Below are 15,297 nucleotides of genomic sequence, written 5' to 3'. Positions count from 1 at the left end.
CGACAATCGACCGTCCGAGTAATCCGCCAAGCGTGGCACCCGACCCCCAGCAGGGTGTCGGCCACGCTAGGGCGGCTCGCCCGCGCCAGCGGTAGATTCTCGCTCTCCCTCCCCATCCCGTTCCTCGCCGGAAAGGCAGAGCCGGTTGCTGTTGCGACCGGCTTTCAGCCTCAAAGGAAAGGAAGAAATCATGGGACGGATCACCGACAACCGGGCCGATATCTATCAGGAAATCACCGACCAGATGATTGCCATGATCGAGGCGGGCACCCGGCCTTGGTCGAAATCGTGGAACGGCAGCACCGCGCCCAAAATCCCGCTGCGCTCGACGGGCGTTCCCTATCGCGGCATCAACGTCCTGACCCTTTGGGTTGCCGCCATGACGAACGGCTATGCCTCACCGCATTGGCTGACCTTCAAGCAGGCGCTCGCGCTCGGCGGCTGCGTCCGCAAGGGCGAGAAGGGCTCACCCGTCGTTTATGCCAACAAGATCGAGGTGGACGCCGACAGCAAGGCACAGGGGGGCGGAGAGCGCGGCGAGGACGGCAAGCGTCAGGTAGCGTTCCTCAAGCGTTACACGGTCTTCAATGCGGAGCAGATCGACGGCATCGAGGCGAAATATCCGACCCCCGCGCCGATCATCACCGCGACCAATCCCGACGAGCGGGACGCCGAACTGGACGCGCTCTTTGCCCGCGTGCCCGTCACCCTCAAGCACTTCGGCTCCCAGCCCTATTATCAGCCGAGCGGCGATCATGTCGTCATGCCGCAGTTTGCCGACTTCCACACCAGCGACGATTATTATTCGACCCTGGCGCACGAGCTTTGCCACGCGACGGGACACGTCGACCGCCTTGCCCGTCCCTCCCTCATTTCCACGAAGCGCGAGGACTACGCCCGCGAGGAACTGGTCGCCGAGCTTGGGGCCGCGTTCGTCAGCGCCACCATCGGCATCAAGCTCCACGACCGCGAGGACCAAGCCGCCTATCTGGCGAATTGGCTTCAAGCCCTCCGCAACGACAAGCGGTGCATCTTCACGGCCGCACGGCTCGCGCAGGACGCTTCCGACTGGCTGCTGACCCGCATGGCCGTCGAGACGGCGGCCGAGCTGGAGGAAGCGGCGTGACCGTCCCCGGCTACCCCGGCCCCGATGAGGGCCGGGGCGTGGCGGCGCGACTGGTCTATGACCTGAGCGTCGCCACCGTGAGCGAGGAGGAGTTTAACGAGCTGATCGCGATCATGCGCGACGGGCCGACCGCGAATCCGCTGACCCCCGAAGCGCAATGGCGGCGCGATTATCACAAGGCGATGTTCAACCGCCGTCTCGTCGGCGTGCAACCCGACCTGTTCGGCGGGAAGCCGGTGACACACATGCACAAGGCCGCGCCCGGGCCGGTCATCGATTGGAAACCCGAGCCGGTTGAGGAAAAGCTGGCGCGGATCGCGCTCGACTGCAACGCGACGTTCGGCATCGGCCGACCCGGCTTGAGCGAGGACGACAAGACGGCGCTGATCCGCTCGGCCGCGAACTGGCTGCGCGTCGGGCAGCGCGTCCGCATCGCCGGATCGTCCGTGTCCTACGATGGCCGCTTTGAGCGCCGCGTCGGGCGCAGGGGTGTCGTGTGGCGCTTGTGCAGCCCCGTCTTTGCCGACCACCTCTATGTCTATCTCGATCCGATCGGCGCGGAGCGCGTCGAGAAAACGCCGATGGTGGAGCTGCGCGACGTCGAGCCGATCGACGAGGCGCTGTTGGTCCCCGTCCCCTTCCCCACATGATAGCCAGCAGGAACTAGCCTATGAGCCCTCCCCAACGCCGCCCCGCGATCCGGGCCGTCAGCTTCGCGGAAGTCGGCGAGGCCGTCGCCCGCCTGATCGTCGTCGCCGGGTCCGACACCGGCCAAGCCTCGCGCGCGGCCGACTTCCTGCTGGCATGGTGGGATGGGGGCGAATGGGGCCACTTCCCGATCCTTCACCTCTGCAACTGCGATGCCTCCATTTCGGAGGATATGCTGATCGTTATGGCCTATCTGGCAGCCGAGCCGACCGTCTATGCCGATGCCTGGGGCTACCGCGACGCGATGGCGGCGCTGGTTGAGCAATGGCGGCCCGCATGACCCCGCTGCGCACCGCCACTGACATAATGACGGGCGAGCCGATCGGCAGCATCCCCCGGCGCGGCATCGTCTCCGGCCATTGGGACGGCGGAAACGTCGTCGTCGCGTTCCGGGGCGGGCGTGGCAGCTTCATCGCCGATCAGCCCCGTAAAATCGCGCGCCGCTCCCCCGGCGAGCGGGGGAGCGGCGCAGTCAACGAGCGGCGCAGCCGCCTCTATCCCGGCCGCGTCGTAGCGGGCAAAGACCCCTTCGCCGTTCCATCCACTTGGCATCATCGAACGCAGCCCCCTTCGGATCGAGGCAGGCGTTCTCACCGTGCGAGAGCAAGCCAAGCCGATACCATGCGATCCTGATCGGCGCCGTCGCGACGAGGAAGAGCTGATGATGATGGGGCACGACCTCGCGCCCGCCCGCAATGCCGTCGTGCGGAGCGAGCCCGCGTTCGCTACCGCCAGCGCCCTGCGCCTCGTCGCGATCGTCGACGCGCTTGCCTATCCGCACGCCACCCAGAGCTTCCGCTATCCGCAGCGGCCCTCCCGCGAGATCTACCTGACCTGACAGCCGCCCTCGAGGCGCTTGATCGCTTCCTCGAGACGGCCGAGCAGCATCTAAGGGGGAGCTGACGCGCCCAGGGCGGGACGTAGGTTCGCTGGCGCCGCGGCCCTCCCCCGGAGGCCCGCCAGCGCGGGGAACACCAAGGGCTGCTGCCCTTTCGTTCCCGAAGGAAAATAGACGGCCCGTGTGGTCCGCCAAGCGCGGCACCCGACGCCCTAAGGGGCGTCGCCGCGCTAGGGCGGCCTGCCCGCGCCAGGCCATCGATTTTCCTCCTCCCTCCCCATCCCGCTCCTCGCCGGAGAGGCAGACCCGGTTGCTGCGGCAACCGGCTTTCAGCCGCAGGGAGAAGGAGGAAAGAGAATGGCTTACACCCGATACAAGGGCGATCCGTACTGGAAACGGGCCAAGGTGGACGGCACCAGCGCGGACGGCACCCCCTACCGCCGTGGCGAGCGCGTGTTCTTCTACCCGCGTTCCGGCGCGACCTACGCGGGCGACGGCGCGGCGCGCGCATCGGCCGAGTTTGACGAACTCGCGAGCCTCGAAGGCTGACCCCTCCCCCATCGACATAGACACAGATCAAGGAGCATCATCATGGGTATCATCACCGTTAAGCTGTCGCAGCTTCGCCTTTCCCCGCTCAATCAGCGGCGCGTGAAGCCTTCCGCCGTCGAGAGCATGGCCGACGACATTGCCGCACACGGCCTGTTGCAGAACCTTGTCGCCTACGAGGACGAGGGCTTGTTCTATGTGTTTGCCGGAGGGCGGCGCTATCGCGGCCTAAAAGAACTGGCGAAGCGCAAGCAGATCAAGAACAGCGATGCGTTTCCGGTCGAGGTCCGCACTAAGGAAGAGGCCATCGAACTGTCGCTCGCGGAGAACTTCCAGCGCGAGGACATGCACCCGGCAGACAGCATCCGCGCCTTTGCGGCGCTGCGCGATACCGGCATGGATGCCGAGGAAATCGCGGCCCGGTTCGGTCAGGCGGTTAGCTTCGTCTATAAGATGCTTCGCCTTTCCGCGCTGGCACCGGCGCTGATCGATCTTATTGCCAAGGACCAGTTGTCGCTTGAGGCAGCGCGCGCGCTCACCCTCACCGACGACCACGACCAACAGGTGAAGGTCTGCAAGGCGGCGAATGGCCACGCCCACACTATCCGGCGGATGCTCACCACCGAAAAGGTGGACACCACCAGCGGCGCGTTCATCTTCGTCGGGCGCGACGCCTACGAGGCGAAGGGCGGGACGATCACGGTGGACCTGTTCAGCCAAGGGGCCGAGGGCTTTGCCGACCAGCCCGAGCTTGTGCAGGAACTGGCAGAGGACAAGCTGGACGCCATCGCCGACGAATATCGCGCGATCGGTTGGCATGAGGTTCGCGCCACGCTGGAACGGCCCTACGACCTTTACATGAAGGGCAGCCTGTATCCGGCCACGCGCGAGCCGACCGAGGACGAGGCGGCACGGATCGAGGCAATCGACGTCGCTATCGAGCAGATCGCCGAGGCCGAGGGCAAGGACAGCGACCGCATCGCGCCGTTGTCCGACGAGCGGGACGCGATCACCGAGGGCTTGCGCGGGTTCAGCGCCGAGCAGGTCGCAATCGGGGGCGTGGCGCTATGGGTTTCGCATGACGGATCGCTCGGCAAGAGCTTCTATCGCGCGAAGGCCGAGCCGAAGCCCAAGGCGAGCAGCGGCGAGCCGCAACCGCTCTACAGCAACAGCCTTGTCGCCGACCTGTCGCGGATCAAGACCCGCATCGTGCAGGAGGCGGTTTCGGCCGACCCCTCGCTGGCGCTGGACGTGCTGCTGGACAGCCTTGCGGGCCAGCTACTCCACGGCGCGCACAGCTATCAGATGGCGATCGACGTGCAGGCCAAGACCATCCCGACCGATGTTGCCGACGACCTTATGGCGACCAGCAACGTGCGGGAGGTCGAGGAAACAATGGCCGACCGCTTCGCATCGATCCCCGCCGAGGGCCGGTTCGAGGTCATTCGCGCCATGAGCCACGACGACAAGATGGCGCTACTCGCCGGATTGGTGTCGATGACGGTGGACGGCACCTTGTTCGCGGGCGGTGCCCCCGGTCCGCGTCACCATCACTTTGAGCAGGTGGCCCGCGCGACCGGCGTGGACATTGCGACCCGCTGGCAGGCCCCCATCGCCCTGTTCGACAAGATGCGCCGTGCAGCCCTGATCGACCTACTTCGCGCCGAGTGCGGCGATGCCAGCGCCGACAACTGCGCGACCATCAAGAAGAAGGCGGACTTGGCGGTCAACGTGTCGGGACGGCTCGCTTCGCACTGGCTTCCCGCGCCCATGCAGATCGGGGCGTTCGACCAGCCCGAGCGCGACGAGCGGGACGATCCCGAAGCCGATGCCTTCGATGGCGAGGGCGAGGACATGGAGGCCGACGAAATGGCGTGAACGGATGCGGGGGGCGGTGATAATCGCCCCCCTCCCCCCGACTGACCCGCCCAGCAGCAGCCCCGTCGCCGGCGCGACAGCCATGCCCCGCATGGCCGTCGCGCCCGCTGCCCTTTCAGGCCCGCGGGCGCCGCCCGCCCACAAGGGACGGGCGGCGCCGAGGCGACTTCACGACAATGTGAACGCAGTGCGCACGAGGATCGGCTACACTGTCCTCGATCGGCAGCGGAAGGATGTAGCAGCTCCCCCGCAATCTCGCCGGTCGAAGGAGGTGACTGAATGTGACAATCTTTGAAACCGCAATGGTTGTGATCGCGGGCTTTTCGCTCGAGGTTGCGATCGTAAAGTTGGGCCGCGACAAGTAGCCTGACGGGGGGCGGGGGCCTAGCAGGGCTCCCGTCCCTTTTCGTGGGGGAAGGCCCGAAAAGTTTGAGCCCGCCGAGTAGCAGCTCGACGGGCTCAGGATGGTGACGTCAGTGACTCACTCACGAAACCGCATCACCTATATACGCCTCCGCGCCTTAATATCCAATAGCCGGCCACGCCCCATCCCGACGATCGTGCAGCGGATCTAGCCCGCTAGAACCGCCGCAGGTGTGCCACGTGGCACACCCCATGCCGCAACAGGCGGCGCGTCGAGCAGGGCGAGCAAATCGCCCAGCGCGCGCCGCCTGTAGGCGTTTAGCCAGCGCCGGCGCCGATGCTCGGCCGCGTCATGGATCATATGGCACCGCTGGCACAGCGCAGCCAGGTTGCGCGGCGCGTTGTCGGTCGGGTCATGGTTCAGGTGCGCGCACGCGATATAGACCCGCGTGACGCGGACGATCGCCGCCACGCCGGAGCCGGGCACGCGGACCCGGCGACCGCGGCCGTCGCGCCACTGGCGGCGATCGGCGTCCCACCAGCGGCCATCGCCCAGGTGAAACACCCGCCGACCGTGCGGGCGCCGGCAATGCTCGCAGCGCCCCTTGGCGCGGCCGAACCGGATCAGCCTCGACAGCTCGGGCCAGTCGATCGGGTAGAGCCAGCGATGTTCGGGCATGATCGGCATGACGATTCTATGAGTCAGTCGAGTCGAGAACGAAAGCAGAAAATCGACTAGCGGTCCGCCCCGTGGGCGGGCGTTGGTTTGTAGGGGTAGTCCGTCAGTCTCCTACCATCGTGAGGGACGCGGCCCGCCGCCTCAAGGATCAGCGGTCCCCCCAATTTGCTGCGCAATTCGGCTCCCCCGCGGCCCGGCAAGCCGGTCGCTGGCGCGGTCCTGTGACCCGGCGTTCCGCGCCCCTCCCGCTGACGTCGCCAATCACGGCAACACGGAGATTTCCATGTCCCATCATCGCCTGTTCGCGCAGCTCGCCTTCGAGCGTGCGCTTGGGTTGGCCGCGCTGAACGCGCTGGCGCAGGCTGTCGCCGAGGGCGACCAGTTCCGTGCCGGGGGTCGCGACCGAGACCCGCCCCACTTCTGGGTTCTCGCTGGCGAGCTGGAGGAGGTCGTGCAGGATCGCATCCGCGACGTTCTCGACGGTCCCGGCCTCGCCGTCGTCGAGCGCGGCGAGCTGTTCCATCAGCCGCGCATCGTCGAGCTGGTGATCGCCGCTCGCGACGCACGCAACGCGCCCTCCTGACGGGACGCGCTTGCGCGCGACAATGCCGTGCGGAGATCTGCACCGCGTATCGTTCACCGCTCGCGCTGCGCGCGATCGGCGCCAGGGGAACACCAAGGGCGCCGCCCTTTCGTTCCCGAACGACAATCGACCGCCCGTGTAATCCGCCAAGCGCGGCGCCCGTCGCGTCGCGCCGGCCGCGCTAGAGCGGCTCGCCCGCGCCAGCGGTAGATTCTCGCTCCCCCTCCCCATCCCGTCCTCGCCGGACAGGCAGGGCCGTGAGGCCCAGCGGCCTTGCGGCCCATGCCAGAAGGAGGATCAGCGATGTATAGCCCCGAACAACTCGACACCATCCGCCGCCTGAATGACGCAGCGCGTCAGAGCCCCGGCGTCACGTCGTGCGCCAACGTCACGCAGGGCTTTCTTGCCCTCCCCAATGTGGATCGCTTCAAGGCCGTATCGGCGATCGTCGGTTTCACCAAGTTCGACGGCGACAACGACCCCTATGGTGAGCATGATTTCGGCGCGGTCTATCGCCTAGCGAGCGGTGAATGGTCGCAAGAGCGGCCGAGCGATGGCACGGCCATTTCCGAGACGGTTTTCTGGAAGGTGGATTACTACGACAACACGCTGACCTATGGTAGCGAAGCGCCGTGGGATGCGCAGCAGACCACGCGCGTTCTGACGGTCATGCTGGCGAGCGAGTATTAACGGCCCCGATCCGGCGATCCGCGCTCAACCAAGCGCGGATCACGGCGCGCATCCGCCTCGCTCACACATGATTTGTTGAGGAGTCGCCTTGGAAGGCGTAGGGTTAAGAGCAGAAAGGATGACGCGATGGCCCAGATCGATCTTGAGACGTTGCGCGAGCGCATCCGCCAGATGGATTTCCAGCGCGGCACCCCCGAGCAGATCGCACTTTGGCGGGAGGACGTAGCGGAAGCGCGCGCCAACCTCGCGATTGAGGACATGACGCCGACCATCGATGAAGATGCGATGTTCGCGATGATGCTCGACGAGGGCGTGCCGCCTGCCGTCATGCCCTCGATTATCCTCAGCCTCTATCAGCCCGGAACACACCAGATCGCCGCCTGACCTTGGCGAGCGATCCCTACACGTATCCTGGCACCGAGACGCTTCGGAATCGGCTCGGAATCACCGACGACAAGACGCTTACAGAGGCCGAACGGAGACTGACCCAGGCGCGCGGCGCGGAGGCCGCGCGCCTGACCTTTCCAGCGACGGCCGATGGCTATCGGGCCCTCCATAGGCACCTGTTCCAAGACCTCTACGATTGGGCGGGCCAGGATCGCTCCGTTAACATCGCCAAGGGCGGATCGAGCTTCGCCGCCGTCCCCTACCTTGCGCGCGAACTCGACAATCGGTTCGCCGAGGTAGGAGCGCAGAGCGGCTTGCGGGGGCTTCCTCGCGACGAGTTTTTCGATCGGCTCGGCAACCACATCAACGAGATCAACGCCATTCATCCCTTCCGCGAAGGGAACGGGCGCACCATGCGCCACCATGCCGCCCAGCTCGCCCGCGAAGCCGGCCACCCGATCCGCATTGCCGCGATCGACAAGGATCGTTGGATGGAGGCGTCCCGCCACGGCTTTCTCACCGGAGATCATCGCGGCATGGCCGCGGTTCTCTCCGCAGCGGCGGTCAAGCGCGACCTCGCGCCCGAAGCGCGCATCGGCCCCGCAGGGATCGCCATGCTCCCCAAGCGTGCCCCGCCCGAGGGGCAACGCTACCGGGTGACGCTGACCAAGGCGCGCGAGGAGCTGGAACGCTATCTGCCGGCCGCCCGTCAACAGGCGGCCGACCGGCTGCGCGGGCTGATTAAGGAGGGTGCCCCCTCCCCCGCCATCGCCAACGCGCGAACCGAACTCGCCTATGTCCGCCACGCCAAGGGGCCGATCTATCAATCGCACCTTCTCACCTATCTCGGCGTCCGTCAGGTCGATGCCGTCGTGACGCCCCAGCAGACGCCGTTGGAGCGGGTGCGGGAGATCGGGGCGGCGCTCGGCGTCCAGATCAACAACCAGCAGCCGGCGCAGATCCAGCGCGCCGTGCGGTCGCTGGAGCGGCCGATCCTGCCCCCCGGACACTCGCCAGGGCAGGAGCGGCTTGCCGAGCTGTTCCTGAAGAACACGCCGGAAAAGAACCAAGCCGATCCACGCCTCGCGCCCGCCCAGGCGATCGTCGACGCGGCCATGAAGACCGCGCGCGATCGGGGCGAGAGCGCGCGCATGGTCGGGACCATCGGGGAGTCGACGCGCCAGTTCGTCGCAGATCGGATCAAGGCTGGTGGATCGCTGGACGGCGAAATCGGCCGCGCGTCCCCGGCGCAAGCACCGGCGCCGCGCGATAAGGACCGGAGCCGCTGACGGCGTTGGGAGGACGGGTGAGTGGTTGAAGCAAGACCGCTTGTTGAGTTCGGTAACGGAAGCCATCCAATGGCTCGAAGGTTCTGCCTGTATGGCGTAGATCGCATCCTATCGCCAAGCCGATCTACAATGGAACCAACCGGTTTCCTTTTCGTTTGCCGCCCTGATTCACGTTACCGACATAAACCGCCAGAAAGGAAACAGATGAAGATCTTGATCTCCGCCGCGCTGCTTTCTTTGGTGTCGGTTCCGGCTTTTGCCCAAGCAGTTACCCCATCCACGTCAGGAACGATGACCAGCGCGGATGTCGGGGTAGAGCCGATTGCCAGCCAAAGCGGCCCAAACTACGTTCTCGCCGCGTCGGACGCGAACCTCTATCAGATAAAGGCTGCCCAGCTTGCCGCAACGCGCGCGCAGCGGGACGACGTCAAATCCTACGCCAAGCGCGTCCTTGCCGAGGCACAGAGCAGCCAAAAAGCACTGATGGCAGCGCTTAAGAACGATCAGCGCACGATAAAGGCGCCGTCGTCAACCTTGTCGGCTGACCGCGCTGCTCTTCTCAAGTTGTTGCAAAAGGCACCGAAGAGCGCTTTCGACAACCTTTATCTCACCCAGTCGGCGCAGGTGCAACAAGCAGCGTGGGCAATTCACAAGGGATATGCCCAAGACGGCACCGATCCAGCGCTGCAACAGATCGCCGGCACGGCCGTTCCTGTGCTGGAAAACGAACTCACCACCGGCAAGTCGCTCACGCCCTCCGGGCTTGCGGGAAGGTGAACCTAGCTGGGCCGGGTCGACTAGCTCCCGGCGGCCTGGCCCAGCATCTTGGACAAATCTCGGAATATCATAATTTGGTGAAGACTTGCCTATTTTATGAGTTAGCAAATTTAACTAGGTCATAAAAACTATCGGGCCCTAGTCCATGCCAACATGACTACTGCAATTCCCCATGAAACTAGTGATATGTATATTTGCTGACTGAAGAGAACCGCTCCCCCTACGATCAGACTGGCAGCGAGTATATCTCTTTGGGACGACGGCCTCTCCTTGTTCGGTGATGGTGATGACACCTGAACCGGGATAGTACCTGACTTTGCTACTTTCTCTACCAGTCCTATTAAGTCGGGAGAGGCTGCGGCCAAGCGGCCAATTCCTGCGGCCAGTCGGCGCCCACCTTTTTTCAGTTCGGCAGGACTAATTCGCTCGCGCGCAAGCTCGCGGGCGATCGGCATCGCCCTAGCCGCGATATCGAACTCTGGGTCAAGAGTCCGTACCAATCCCTCGGCGGTCAGTAATGTGCGCAGGAGCAAGGCTAGGTCGGGCGGCAATGCCAGACGGTATTGGCGCAGTAACGTGAACACGCGCGAGAATATCTCGGACAGATCAACCTGTTTCAGGACAGCGCCACGAAACTGACCGATCAAAGACTCAAGGTCCCGTTGCAACCCATCCACCTCAACGGTCCGGTCGCCTGACCAGTTTATCAGCACATCCGCGACCGCGCGCGGATTTTCTCCCGCGATGGCTAGGACCAGGGTGACCAGCTCCGAGCGACGGTTTGGAGTCAGCGTTCCGGTGGCGCCGAAGTCGATGAAGGCGATCTTTCGGCTTGGAAGAACGAATACGTTCCCGGGATGAGGATCTGCGTGAAATCGGCCGTGAAAGATGATCATGCGCAATATGGCGTCCGCGTAGGTGCCTGCAATTGCGGCCGCGTCTGTTACCTCGTTTACTGCAATAAGGACGCCGCGCACCGAGACTCCTTCAAGCCGCTCCTGGACGTTGACGCGGCGGCCGACATAATCCCAAAAGAACTTCGGTGTCCTCACGCCTAGCGTGTCAAGAAATGACCCAATCCCCTCACATGCTGCCGCTTCGGCGCTCAGATCCATTTCTTGAGACAGGCTCTCGGCGAAGAAGCGCAGCAGTTCGTCAATCTTAAGCCGCCGCAGTTCCGGCGAGCGCCGTTCGGCCAGACGCGCAAGTCGTCGTAGCAATCTCAGGTCGGCGTCGACGCGGGTCGCTATTCCCGGGCGGCGCACCTTGACGACAACTTCGGTCCCATCGAAAAGGGCTGCACCGTGCACCTGGGCAATCGACGCCGCGGCGATTGGTTTCGGATCGAAACGCGCGAAAACATCAGCAACGGGCGCCCCGAGAGACGAGACGAGTTCGGGTTCGATCTCGTGGAATGGTACCGCAGGAACTTGATCCTGTAATGTCGATAGCGCACTCACCCAGTCCGGCCCCAGAAGATCGCCACGTGTGGCGAGAAGCTGGCCCAGCTTTATTGCGACCGGACCTAGATCGCGAAGAAGTGCGACTACTCTTGTGGGTGCGTCGGGCTCGACCGGCCATGTCGGCGGACCGCTCGCCAAGCCGACGCGTGAGGCGAGGCCACCGAGTCCGTGACGTGCGAAGATTCGCGCGAGCTCTCCAAATCTTTCCCGCTCACTCAACGGAATGTCATCTGCGACCTCGGTCATTGCATACTCTCGGTTCCGAGTGCGGGAGGTAGACAGCCAATAATAAAAAGCTCGATGCCCCGTCTCACTCGGGCGCGGGCATTTTCGTCATAGGCTGGAGGGGCGAGGCCGAGCGCCGCGCGGCGCATCGGTGCGACGACCACGAGGGTCACGAACTGTTCAGCGGCGAAAACGGGATCCGGTAGATCGAGTTCACCCTTGGCGGCAGCAGCCCCGAGAATGCTCGCCACCCACTGAGCGGCGCGCTGAAAGCCGAACTCGTGAATGTTGGCGGCAAGCGCAGGAAAGCGCACGGCCTGCGCGATCACGACACGCTCCATTGAAGCGATGCGTGGCGTAAGCAGCCACTCGAGAAGCACATCGGCGATCGACTGCAGCCTGTCCACGACAGCAAGATCCGCATCGACGGCCGGCTCCAGTGCCCGAAGTTGCGTGTCAATCTCGTCGAGGATCACAGCTTCGAACATACGCGCTTTGCTGCCGAACCTGGCGTAAAGGGTCCGCTTCGAGATCTTTGCACGCTCGGCGATCATGTCAGCGCTCGCGCCGTCAAAGCCATGTTCGAAGAACATTTCACGAGCGCTTTGCAGGATATGGGAGGTCAGTCGGATCGCTGCCTCTGTCGTTGGCCTGCCAGTCCTACCGCCCCGCTTGCCGCTTCCTCGCCCCTTCATTTCAATCTCGCCTCCGCGATGCCTGATAGTCGCTGAAGCTGAAATCTGCGACCGGTTGCCAAGATGCACCACCATGTCCTGCTCATGCGCTCACGGCCACCGCCTTGTTCAATTTTGGGAGGGACCTGAATACAATCGGGGGCGGTCCCGAGGATGAGCGTCCCTCGTACCACGAAACGCTGGCGCTAGCGCGATGGTGGTGGCGACTGTTGTGCTGAATTATAATCGGGCAACTTTGGCGCCCCGAACAGCTGGAGTCCTTCGCGATCAACGCGTTCGACCTGGTCGCCGAGGCGCTGTGTAGTGGATCGCGCCGAGCGAACGGACTCTGTAACCACACGACTTCGGCCTTCGAGGGCGCGAACGGCCGGGCGCAGAGACTCCACGTCGCCACGAAACTCTTCCGCCGCGCGCCGAGCGCTGCGCAGCTTGTCATCGATTCCAAGGCTGGCATCGCGACGCGCTTCCAGCTTGGCGCGGATGCGGGCGGCGCGCTCGCCGACACCCGCGATCGAGTTGCCTACCCCGAGCATTCCGTCTCCCGCGCCGGCTATCCCGTCAGCCAGTCGAGCCGCCTTGGTAGGCCAAACCGCCGTCTTGGCGCTCAGTTCGGCCAGTCGCTCGCGGGTCCGCTGCTGCCCCTTCTCATCAAGATCGGCCGAAATGTTATCGACCGAGCGGCTGATCTTTTCGATCAGCGCGACCGGGTCACCGCCTGAACCAAGAAGCCCGCCCTTCTTTTCAGGAATGACCGGAAGGGGCTCACTATTGGTTGCCGCGATTGGCGACGCCCCCCTCTGTCCGCCGTCCAGGATGATGGTTGCGTCCCCGCCAATGAAGGACCTTGAAATCTGCGCCTTGACGCCTTCTACGATCGGTATCTCAGGGTTGAGACGGACGGTAACAAGCACGGTCGAAGGGTCTTGGCCGTCGAATCGTACGGCTGTTACCAGGCCCGCGGAAACGCCAGCATAGGTGACGGGCGACCCGTTTTTGACGCCTGTCACGCTGTTCTTGAAGCGGATCAGATACTCTCGACCATCAGGATTCCTGGCCGCGAGAAGCCAGAACGCAAACGCGAACAGAGCGACGGCAATGGCACCGATCACCGAGAACACCAGCAGGCGGTTCGAGCGAGTCTCCATAGCCTTGACCAACCACTAAGTGCGGCACATGGATATGTAAACCTAACGGTTCCGTTTTCTTTTTTACGCTCTTGACTGGACGGGGACTGGTTGGAACGCTCATTTGTGAATGCTGGAGGTGAGATCACCGTGCCGGAGGACGCCAATGCCACGGGCATCATCATTCCGTGGAGCGCAGAGCTGGGTTTCCGTCTCCTTTCGGTGGGCGATGGCCTGTGTTCTCTGCGACTGCCTTGGCGTCCCGATCTGAGCGGGTCCAACGGCGGGATTGCGAGCGGAGCGATCGCCAGCCTTATAGATCACGCATGCGGCGCCGCCGTGATGTCCCGGCTGGAGCGGGTGTCGATATCCACTCTCAACCTCAAGATCGATCATATTCGTCTACCAACGGCCCGCTCGCCAGTGACGGCGTGGGCACACTGTTATCGAGTGTCCGAGATCATGACATTCGTGCGTGCGGAGGTTTGGGACACCGATCCGGCCGAGGTGTTCGCCGCGGCTCAGGGCGTTTTCTCGATCAATCGAGGGGTTGCGGCGTGAGCGCCGATATGCGGACAGCCGTGATTGTGGCCACGTCGGGCTTCAGCTCGAAACTCGGCAAAATGATCGACGTAACCGAAGAGGGCACGCTCTGGACGCTGTCGCCTACGTCCGACCTCATCGGCAACCCGGTGGTGCGGGCACTTCACGGCGGCGCAGTCACAGCGTTTCTTGAGCTCGCCTGCGGCGTCGTTCTGGCGCGCCAGTTGGACCATGACAGTATTCCGCGCCTCATCAGCATGAATGTGCAGTTCCTGGCGTCGATGCGGCTGGCACCGGTGATCGCGCGTCCACAGGTGCGGCGGATCGGCAGGCGAGTGGCGGTGGCGCAGATCGAGGCATGGCAGGATAGCCCTGACACGGTCGTATGTGCGGCACAGTGCGAGTTTCTCTGTGAATTCGCCTGAAGCGGGCTCGTCTCGATGCCCGCGTGTACGGTCTAGAAGGTGTACGTCAGCCCGGCTGCGGCCGAGAACTGATCGGCGTCGCCGACGTCCATGACGATCGGGCTGCGCTTATACCTACCGAGCATCCGGCCGTAGAGTATGCCGGCTCCTATGCCGAGCCCACGACGGAGATCCCCGCTCAGGCTCTGAACCGCGAACGCCGTCAGATTGTAGCGCTTCCACCCTGAGTCGTTGATCGAATACGCCCGCAGCCCGCTCGCGAGCGCGCCCGCGGGCGTCACGCCGAAATAGGTGCGCCCATAGCCTTTTCCGACATAGTCAGCCGACGCTCCGATCGAGACGAGCGTTCGGGGCGAGAGCGGCGTCGTATAGTTGACCTGGGGGGTGATGACGTAGCTGTCGTGGACGTCGGAGACGTCGTGAACGTAAGCGACCCGCACCGTCAGCGTATCGTAATCGCTCGTAACGACTCCGGTACGGCTCACACCGATGTAGCCACCGGCTTCCCATGCAGTGTCGATCTTCCCGAGCGCACGGACCTGCAGGTTATCGACTTTGTTGGTGCGGTCGAGCCGCGCCGCGCCGATCAGACCGAGCTCGAAATTCGTCCGCGGTCCATCCCCGCTAGGCACGAGGTTGACGTAGAGCTGGGTCCCGCGTGTGAATACGTCGTGCCCGGCGATCTTGCCGACGATCACGGCTCCGGGAGTTACGCTGTTCTGGTCGGAACCCTCGTAGTCCGGCAAGGTTGCGGCACCGACACCGATCGTGATGCGGGAGCGATCGTCTTCGACACGCTCGTCGGCCTGTGCATGGGCATTCGATGCCGAGAGAGCGCACCCGCCTAGCGCGGCCAGGCCGATCAGCCGAATTACCGTGCCTTTTTCGCCAACCACTCGCCTACTTTCCAAACCAAGTTCGTGGCTGGAAATCAGCCCGACTACATCCTATGATA

Annotated in this window: 19 protein-coding genes; 13 read left to right on the top strand and 6 right to left on the bottom strand. The window is 64.1% G+C overall.

Going from position 1 to position 15,297, the window contains the following annotated elements:
* Positions 1 to 190: 190 nt before the first annotated feature.
* The 3 genes from EV664_RS15055 to EV664_RS15045 are packed head-to-tail and all read left to right on the top strand — an operon-like array spanning position 191 to position 2,114.
* The gene (locus EV664_RS15055) at positions 191 to 1,126 is read left to right on the top strand and encodes an ArdC family protein (protein WP_133496547.1); all 936 of its coding nucleotides are present in this window, start codon (positions 191 to 193) and stop codon (positions 1,124 to 1,126) included.
* The gene (locus tag EV664_RS15050; protein WP_133496546.1) at positions 1,123 to 1,776 is read left to right on the top strand and encodes a hypothetical protein; all 654 of its coding nucleotides are present in this window, start codon (positions 1,123 to 1,125) and stop codon (positions 1,774 to 1,776) included. Before EV664_RS15055 ends, EV664_RS15050 begins: the two co-directional genes overlap by 4 nt.
* A 20-nt stretch (positions 1,777 to 1,796) precedes the next feature.
* On the top strand, positions 1,797 to 2,114 hold the full coding sequence (locus EV664_RS15045; protein ID WP_133496545.1) for a DUF7673 family protein: 318 nt from the start codon (positions 1,797 to 1,799) through the stop codon (positions 2,112 to 2,114).
* Here EV664_RS15045 and EV664_RS19315 read toward each other — a convergent pair.
* Positions 2,066 to 2,389 (bottom strand): hypothetical protein, encoded by a 324-nt coding sequence (locus EV664_RS19315; protein ID WP_162848875.1) that lies wholly within the window; start codon positions 2,387 to 2,389, stop codon positions 2,066 to 2,068. The genes EV664_RS15045 and EV664_RS19315 overlap by 49 nt on opposite strands.
* A 106-nt stretch (positions 2,390 to 2,495) precedes the next feature.
* On the opposite strand from EV664_RS19315, the gene EV664_RS19310 reads away from it, so the two are divergent.
* The 3 genes from EV664_RS19310 (at position 2,496) to EV664_RS15030 (ending at position 5,099) form a co-directional block, all read left to right on the top strand.
* Positions 2,496 to 2,672 (top strand): hypothetical protein, encoded by a 177-nt coding sequence (locus tag EV664_RS19310; protein WP_162848874.1) that lies wholly within the window; start codon positions 2,496 to 2,498, stop codon positions 2,670 to 2,672.
* 357 nt (positions 2,673 to 3,029) lie between these two features.
* Positions 3,030 to 3,221 carry a hypothetical protein gene (locus tag EV664_RS15035; RefSeq protein ID WP_066721896.1) on the top strand — a complete coding sequence of 64 codons (192 nt, stop codon included), beginning with the start codon at positions 3,030 to 3,032 and terminating at the stop codon, positions 3,219 to 3,221.
* 42 nt (positions 3,222 to 3,263) lie between these two features.
* Positions 3,264 to 5,099, top strand: a complete 1,836-nt coding sequence (locus EV664_RS15030; RefSeq protein ID WP_133496543.1) for a ParB/RepB/Spo0J family partition protein — start codon at positions 3,264 to 3,266, stop codon at positions 5,097 to 5,099.
* 571 nt (positions 5,100 to 5,670) lie between these two features.
* On the opposite strand, the gene EV664_RS15025 is transcribed toward EV664_RS15030, so the two are convergent.
* A complete protein-coding gene (locus EV664_RS15025) occupies positions 5,671 to 6,150 on the bottom strand; it encodes a hypothetical protein (protein ID WP_133496542.1) in 480 nt (159 codons plus the stop codon).
* A gap of 274 nt (positions 6,151 to 6,424) precedes the next feature.
* On the opposite strand from EV664_RS15025, the gene EV664_RS15020 reads away from it, so the two are divergent.
* From EV664_RS15020 to EV664_RS15000, 5 genes are all read left to right on the top strand, one after another.
* The gene (locus tag EV664_RS15020) at positions 6,425 to 6,724 is read left to right on the top strand and encodes a hypothetical protein (protein WP_133496541.1); all 300 of its coding nucleotides are present in this window, start codon (positions 6,425 to 6,427) and stop codon (positions 6,722 to 6,724) included.
* A gap of 303 nt (positions 6,725 to 7,027) precedes the next feature.
* Entirely contained in the window at positions 7,028 to 7,414 is a 387-nt protein-coding gene (locus EV664_RS15015; protein WP_133496540.1) for a DUF3768 domain-containing protein, read from the top strand.
* Between the two features lie 126 nt (positions 7,415 to 7,540).
* Positions 7,541 to 7,798: a hypothetical protein gene (locus EV664_RS15010; RefSeq protein WP_133496539.1), complete on the top strand. Its 258-nt coding sequence runs from the start codon at positions 7,541 to 7,543 to the stop codon at positions 7,796 to 7,798.
* Between the two features lie 2 nt (positions 7,799 to 7,800).
* Complete coding sequence (locus EV664_RS15005) at positions 7,801 to 9,090, top strand: Fic/DOC family protein (protein ID WP_133496538.1); 1,290 nt, start codon at positions 7,801 to 7,803, stop codon at positions 9,088 to 9,090.
* A 204-nt stretch (positions 9,091 to 9,294) separates the two neighbouring features.
* On the top strand, positions 9,295 to 9,867 hold the full coding sequence (locus tag EV664_RS15000) for a DUF4142 domain-containing protein (RefSeq protein WP_133496537.1): 573 nt from the start codon (positions 9,295 to 9,297) through the stop codon (positions 9,865 to 9,867).
* Positions 9,868 to 9,995: 128 nt separating this feature from the next.
* Here EV664_RS15000 and EV664_RS14995 read toward each other — a convergent pair whose 3' ends face one another.
* The 3 genes from EV664_RS14995 to EV664_RS14985 all read right to left on the bottom strand — a co-directional run bounded on the left by EV664_RS14995 (position 9,996) and on the right by EV664_RS14985 (position 13,395).
* Entirely contained in the window at positions 9,996 to 11,576 is a 1,581-nt protein-coding gene (locus EV664_RS14995) for an ABC1 kinase family protein (protein ID WP_133496536.1), read from the bottom strand.
* Complete coding sequence (locus EV664_RS14990) at positions 11,573 to 12,325, bottom strand: TetR/AcrR family transcriptional regulator (protein ID WP_230588530.1); 753 nt, start codon at positions 12,323 to 12,325, stop codon at positions 11,573 to 11,575. The genes EV664_RS14995 and EV664_RS14990 overlap by 4 nt, the downstream gene beginning before the upstream one ends.
* Positions 12,326 to 12,435: 110 nt before the next feature.
* Positions 12,436 to 13,395 carry an MlaD family protein gene (locus EV664_RS14985; protein WP_052076593.1) on the bottom strand — a complete coding sequence of 320 codons (960 nt, stop codon included), beginning with the start codon at positions 13,393 to 13,395 and terminating at the stop codon, positions 12,436 to 12,438.
* Between the two features lie 90 nt (positions 13,396 to 13,485).
* Between EV664_RS14985 and EV664_RS14980 the strand changes: the two genes are divergently transcribed.
* Positions 13,486 to 13,935 carry a PaaI family thioesterase gene (locus tag EV664_RS14980; RefSeq protein WP_133496535.1) on the top strand — a complete coding sequence of 150 codons (450 nt, stop codon included), beginning with the start codon at positions 13,486 to 13,488 and terminating at the stop codon, positions 13,933 to 13,935.
* Positions 13,932 to 14,342 carry a PaaI family thioesterase gene (locus EV664_RS14975; RefSeq protein WP_052076595.1) on the top strand — a complete coding sequence of 137 codons (411 nt, stop codon included), beginning with the start codon at positions 13,932 to 13,934 and terminating at the stop codon, positions 14,340 to 14,342. The genes EV664_RS14980 and EV664_RS14975 overlap by 4 nt, the downstream gene beginning before the upstream one ends.
* Before the next feature lie 32 nt (positions 14,343 to 14,374).
* Here EV664_RS14975 and EV664_RS14970 read toward each other — a convergent pair whose 3' ends face one another.
* Positions 14,375 to 15,238: a MipA/OmpV family protein gene (locus EV664_RS14970; RefSeq protein ID WP_052076596.1), complete on the bottom strand. Its 864-nt coding sequence runs from the start codon at positions 15,236 to 15,238 to the stop codon at positions 14,375 to 14,377.
* Positions 15,239 to 15,297 lie beyond the last annotated feature (59 nt).

The organism is Stakelama pacifica (genome assembly GCF_004361835.1).
In the GTDB taxonomy this organism is placed as follows: Bacteria; Pseudomonadota; Alphaproteobacteria; order Sphingomonadales; family Sphingomonadaceae; genus Sphingomonas; species Sphingomonas pacifica.
This window is presented reverse-complemented; position numbering and strand designations above follow the sequence as displayed.

Excerpts from the sequence above, each read along its gene's own strand:
- EV664_RS15010 (WP_133496539.1), top strand. The coding sequence starts at position 7,541 with ATGGCCCAGATCGATCTTGAGACGTTGCGCGAGCGCATCCGCCAGATG.
- EV664_RS14990 (WP_230588530.1), bottom strand. The coding sequence starts at position 12,325 with ATGGTGGTGCATCTTGGCAACCGGTCGCAGATTTCAGCTTCAGCGACT.
- EV664_RS15015 (WP_133496540.1), top strand. The coding sequence starts at position 7,028 with ATGTATAGCCCCGAACAACTCGACACCATCCGCCGCCTGAATGACGCA.
- EV664_RS15000 (WP_133496537.1), top strand. The coding sequence starts at position 9,295 with ATGAAGATCTTGATCTCCGCCGCGCTGCTTTCTTTGGTGTCGGTTCCG.
- EV664_RS15020 (WP_133496541.1), top strand. The coding sequence starts at position 6,425 with ATGTCCCATCATCGCCTGTTCGCGCAGCTCGCCTTCGAGCGTGCGCTT.
- EV664_RS15025 (WP_133496542.1), bottom strand. The coding sequence starts at position 6,150 with ATGCCGATCATGCCCGAACATCGCTGGCTCTACCCGATCGACTGGCCC.
- EV664_RS19310 (WP_162848874.1), top strand. The coding sequence starts at position 2,496 with ATGATGATGGGGCACGACCTCGCGCCCGCCCGCAATGCCGTCGTGCGG.
- EV664_RS19315 (WP_162848875.1), bottom strand. The coding sequence starts at position 2,389 with ATGATGCCAAGTGGATGGAACGGCGAAGGGGTCTTTGCCCGCTACGAC.
- EV664_RS15055 (WP_133496547.1), top strand. The coding sequence starts at position 191 with ATGGGACGGATCACCGACAACCGGGCCGATATCTATCAGGAAATCACC.
- EV664_RS15030 (WP_133496543.1), top strand. The coding sequence starts at position 3,264 with ATGGGTATCATCACCGTTAAGCTGTCGCAGCTTCGCCTTTCCCCGCTC.
- EV664_RS14985 (WP_052076593.1), bottom strand. The coding sequence starts at position 13,395 with ATGGAGACTCGCTCGAACCGCCTGCTGGTGTTCTCGGTGATCGGTGCC.
- EV664_RS15035 (WP_066721896.1), top strand. The coding sequence starts at position 3,030 with ATGGCTTACACCCGATACAAGGGCGATCCGTACTGGAAACGGGCCAAG.
- EV664_RS14995 (WP_133496536.1), bottom strand. The coding sequence starts at position 11,576 with ATGACCGAGGTCGCAGATGACATTCCGTTGAGTGAGCGGGAAAGATTT.
- EV664_RS15045 (WP_133496545.1), top strand. The coding sequence starts at position 1,797 with ATGAGCCCTCCCCAACGCCGCCCCGCGATCCGGGCCGTCAGCTTCGCG.